At 58.1% G+C, this 4,512-nt stretch carries 4 protein-coding genes; all 4 read right to left on the reverse strand.

Annotated features, from left to right (window positions below; translation table 11 throughout):
* Positions 1–788: hypothetical protein (locus O2807_12385; GenBank protein ID MDA1001297.1), on the reverse strand; the 788-nt coding region annotated here is incomplete at its 3' end.
* A 529-nt stretch (positions 789–1,317) separates the two neighbouring features.
* Complete coding sequence (locus O2807_12390; GenBank protein MDA1001298.1) at positions 1,318–1,941, reverse strand: hemolysin III family protein; 624 nt, start codon at positions 1,939–1,941, stop codon at positions 1,318–1,320.
* A 418-nt stretch (positions 1,942–2,359) separates the two neighbouring features.
* A complete protein-coding gene (locus O2807_12395) occupies positions 2,360–3,502 on the reverse strand; it encodes an inositol-3-phosphate synthase (GenBank protein ID MDA1001299.1) in 1,143 nt (380 codons plus the stop codon).
* A 189-nt stretch (positions 3,503–3,691) separates the two neighbouring features.
* Complete coding sequence (locus tag O2807_12400; GenBank protein ID MDA1001300.1) at positions 3,692–4,483, reverse strand: sterol desaturase family protein; 792 nt, start codon at positions 4,481–4,483, stop codon at positions 3,692–3,694.
* Positions 4,484–4,512: the final 29 nt, after the last annotated feature.

Here is a 4,512-nt window from a genome sequence, read left to right on the forward strand (position 1 = left end):
TTGCACGTTTCCAGATAAGTGGCGTCGCCCGCGGCAACGAGCACGGGAATCCCTGGATCGATTTTCTCTGAAGCATCGGGCAACCCCTCTTCGCCATCGGACACTTTTTCGGAATTTTCAGCGGACTCCTTTCCAATCCGGCGCCAAAACTCATCCTCCAGACCGGGAAAAATTTTCTTTCCCTCATCAATGATACGATTTGCAGAATCATGGTCTTCCCTGGCGTAATACAATTCCGCCACGCACAGGAAAAACTCCGGCAAGACTTCCGGAAACGCCGCCTCCGCCTCCTCGATCTTCCCCTCCCAGCGCAAGTTCTTGACCCGATCGGCCGCTCCCGAAAATACACTCCGGTAGTTGTGGACAAGCTCCTTCTCATCGCCCTTCGAGACAATGCGCTTATCCAGCAGGTCCTCAAGGGTTTTGCGAAAGACATCCTTCTTGACGGGCCATTGGAGGGAGACTGTCGCACCCGCTTCCATCACCTTGTCGACAATCGCCTCGTCCTTGAGGTTATACATCAAGAGAATGGGGGTGCCGGTATTCCTGCCGCCAGACCGGAGGGCGGCGACGACCTTGGAGACGCTCATGCCCTCGAGCGAGCTTCCCAGCACAATCAGCCCATAACTGTTGGAATCGTCAGCGCGGAGCACCCCGTAGGCCTCTTCTTCGACCGTGACGTTGGCGAACTGATAATCCTCGAAAATGGGTTTGAAAATCTCCTGAACAGCGGGATCGCTCTCGGCCAACAGCACCGGCGTATTGGAATCAAATCTTTCCCGGGACATGGAGAAGTCCCCTTTATAGAGAGTGCTCGAAATAAAGAGTGCTCGAAAAAACGCCCTATTCCCTATCTTCCGGCGCCGCACACTTTGCTGTTGAGATGATTCAATATATTAGCACAATTTAGAACAATCCATTATGGCGCCCGATCGATCAGATTTGAGCAGTCATCATCTGTTTTGGCGGTTTTTCCGGAGAGAAAACGAAAATAGTCCAAAAATATGTGGCGCGCGTCCTGTCCAAAAACTCATCTCGCTCCCACTTTGATCGCAGACAAATGGCCTGAAACACTCACCCCGCCCGCACTCTCACCAGTTCTTCCCATCGCGTCGTATATCGCGGGGAACGCATCTCCCCCTTCGTGCGCCAGGCGGCCTCAAACATCCATGGCCGCTTCATCAGGAGTTCGCCATCCACGGGCTTTCTTCCCTCTCCCCTACCCCTTGGGGGGTATCGGATTTCAAGGAAGTCCGCTCACAAGGCAGGTATGACAGGAGAAGAATTAAGGTTCAAACGAGTTTGAACTCAACCGCCCTAGGCTGCGTACCAGAGCACCGCGATGAAGTGACACGTAGTGCCTGCGATAACGAATAGGTGCCAGATGAGGTGGTTGTATGGGATCCGCTTGGCGGCGAAAAACCCTAAGCCCGTCATGTACGCGATGCCGCCCGCAGATATCCAGAATAGACCCCACGGCGGCACACGGAGCCACAAATGCTTTACCGCTATGAGGGCGAGCCAACTCATGGCGAGATACAGGCATATTGAGATTTTCAGGGACCGCATCCTGCCGACAGCCTCGAGTACGATACCAGCAACGGCCAGACCCCACACGAGCCCGAACAGTGTCCAGCCCCAAGTGCCGCGGAGCACGCCGATCGTGAATGGCGTGTATGTGCCGGCGATCAGAAGGTAGATCGCCATCTGGTCGAGATCCTTGAATAACCGCCTGGCTCGATTCCTTGGCAACGCGTGGGAGAGAGTGGACGCGAGGTACAGCAACACCATCGTCGCCGCGAAGACACTCGCGCCAAGAATTCCTGATGTCTCGCCACGCTGGACTGCGGCAAGAATAAGAACTGGGGCGGCGGCCACTGCCGCAAGCAAGCCGATACCATGGCTGACAGCGTTCGCGATTTCCTCCCCAATCGTCTTCATACGCTCTCCTGGTGCTGACGATTCGATCATGGGATCCCGATTCCCCATGCAGCAGGTAGCGAACCACATCCAGCGCAGTGTAGGTCGTTTTTCCTCTGGCCAGAAAGCGAGTGATTTTGGTGACGTCATTTCCGGACCTCACCAAGGGTTTCTCACGGCAGCCCGTTGTGCTCCGCAAAAACTCTACCCATGTTCCGATAAAAACTCAAAATGCTCTCACACAGGGGATTTGGGCCCGTTTGGGTTTTTGGACAGGACGGCATGTCACCGGAAAAATACCATTTCGGACGTTCACGCAGGCCCGAAGCAAGCCGCCCGGAGCAAGGTGCCGCTTCATTTGATTTGAGTAAATATGAATAGAATCGGAAGTGCGGCCTGCCACTGCGTAAAAAAAGAGGAAGGCGGAAAGCCGAGCCGATCAAAACCGCTTGGATACTCCGGCCCGATCGAATCCCTTGTAGGCATGTCCGTTGGTTTCGCCGCCGCGGATGAAGGCCTCGCACAGATCGCGGGCCACGGAATCCCTCATCTGCCGCGGCGGGGATTTCATGTAGTAGGCCGAGACCGCCTCGAGCGGGCCGGCCAGCCCCCGATCCAGACCCAGCTTGGCGCAGCGGAGCGCATCAATGACCACCCCCGCGCTGTTGGGCGAGTCCTGCACCGAGAGGCGAAGCTCAAGCTCCATGGGAACATCGCCGAACCCCCGCGCCTCCATCCGGATGAAGCAGACCTTGTTGTCGTTCTGCCAGGGCACATAGTCCGAAGGGCCGATGTGGATGTTGCGGCCCTCGAGGGGCACATCGAGCTGGGACTGCACCGACTCGGTCTTGGATATCTTCTTGGACTTGAGGCGCTCTTGGGCAAGCATGTTCAGAAAATCCGTGTTCCCGCCGGTGTTGAGCTGGTAGGTGCGCTCGAGGTTCACACCCCGGTCGCCGAACAGGCGCGTCAGCGTGCGGTGGACGATGGTCGCCCCCACCTGGCTCTTGATGTCGTCGCCCACGATGGGGAGGCCGGCTTTTCTGAACTTCTCCGCCCACTCGGGGTCGCTGGCGATAAAGACGGGAACGCAGTTCACCATCGCAACGCCGGCGTCGATGCAGGCCTGGGCGTAATGCCGGACCGCTTTTTCCGAACCCACCGGCAGATAACAGACGAGCACCTCGGCCCGGGCTTCGCGAAGGGCGAAGGCGACATTCACGGGCTCCTCATCGGCAGGGCGGAACGCTTCATCGTCGTCGTAATCGCTCATGTGGGGCGCCACGCCGTCGAGAACGGGCCCCATCTGGACGGTGACGTTCGAGACCGGAAGCGCTTTCTGAAAAACCGTCGTGCAATTGGGCTTGGCGAAGATGGCCTCCTCAAGCGGCCGGCCCACCTTGCGGGTGTCCACATCGAAGGCTGCGACAATCTCGATGTCGCGGATGCTCCACTCGCCGACCAGCGGGTGCATCAGGCCGGCCACATCCTCATCCTCTTTAACGCGGTAGTACTCCAGACCCTGAACGAGGGAGCTGGCGCAGTTCCCAACTCCGGCAATCGCCACTCTGATTTTTCGCATAATTTTCGCTATTCCCTACTGATGCGCTTAAGTATAAGCGGTCTAGCCTAATAACGATTTGCGGGCAAGGGCGCCGCTGCTCTGAGGAGGCCTCACGCCGCCGGCCCCAGGAAGTGAGTTAATGGCTATACTACAGTTTTTCCTGAAACATCAAGCGCATCCGGGATAAATCCCCTCCACGGGCACCCCTCATTTCGGCCTTCGGAAGGGAATCAAAAGCATCCCCTTCAAGGTGTGCCAGCGCGCGCCCCGGTAGGCGTAGAGGCCGAAGCGGATGGAATGGTAGTCCTCCCGCCAGCGGTAGCTGCGGAAGATGCGGTCCCAGACCGAAAGGATACTCGCATAGTGCGAATCGGTCTCGGGCTGAAAATCCGAGTGGTGCACCCGGTGCATGTTCGGGGAGACGATGACCCACCGGAGGAGCCGATCGACCCGGTCGGGGACCGCCACGTTGCTGTGATGGAACAAAATGACCGGAAGAAGAAGTGTTTCATACAGCGCCAGCTGCCAGAGTTCGACCCCCAGAAGCGGGACCACCGCGATGCGCGCCAGAAACGAGAGGATGATCTCCCCCGGATGAAAACGCACCCCGGAGGTCACATCCATCCGCGGATCAGAGTGATGAACACGGTGAAACCGCCACAGATAGGGAACGATGTGGTTGAGCCGGTGCCAAAGGTACATCCACCCATCGAAAAGGACGATCGAGAGAATGGCCGCTCCCCAGAGCGGAAGCGGGAGCTGATGCAGAAGCCCGAAGCCCCGCTCCGCCGCCCAGGCCGTCGCCCACACCATCGCGCCCGCAAAGAGGCCGCCCAGCACCAGCGCGTTGAAGGCCCCCAAAGCGAAATTCCGCCCGGCATGGGGAAGGCGCTTTCCCCGTTCGTTGAACTCGGCGAAAAACGGCAGCCAGCTCTCCAGCGCCCAGAGGATGGCGAGAACGATGGCGGCTGTGACTGGCTTCTGGGCGAGAAATTCCACTTCATTTCCTCAAAAACGGCGGCGCATGG

The organism is bacterium (assembly GCA_027622355.1).
In the GTDB taxonomy this organism is placed as follows: domain Bacteria; phylum UBA8248; class UBA8248; order UBA8248; family UBA8248; genus JAQBZT01.

Excerpts from the sequence above, each read along its gene's own strand:
- O2807_12395 (MDA1001299.1), bottom strand. The coding sequence starts at position 3,502 with ATGCGAAAAATCAGAGTGGCGATTGCCGGAGTTGGGAACTGCGCCAGC.
- O2807_12390 (MDA1001298.1), bottom strand. The coding sequence starts at position 1,941 with ATGAAGACGATTGGGGAGGAAATCGCGAACGCTGTCAGCCATGGTATC.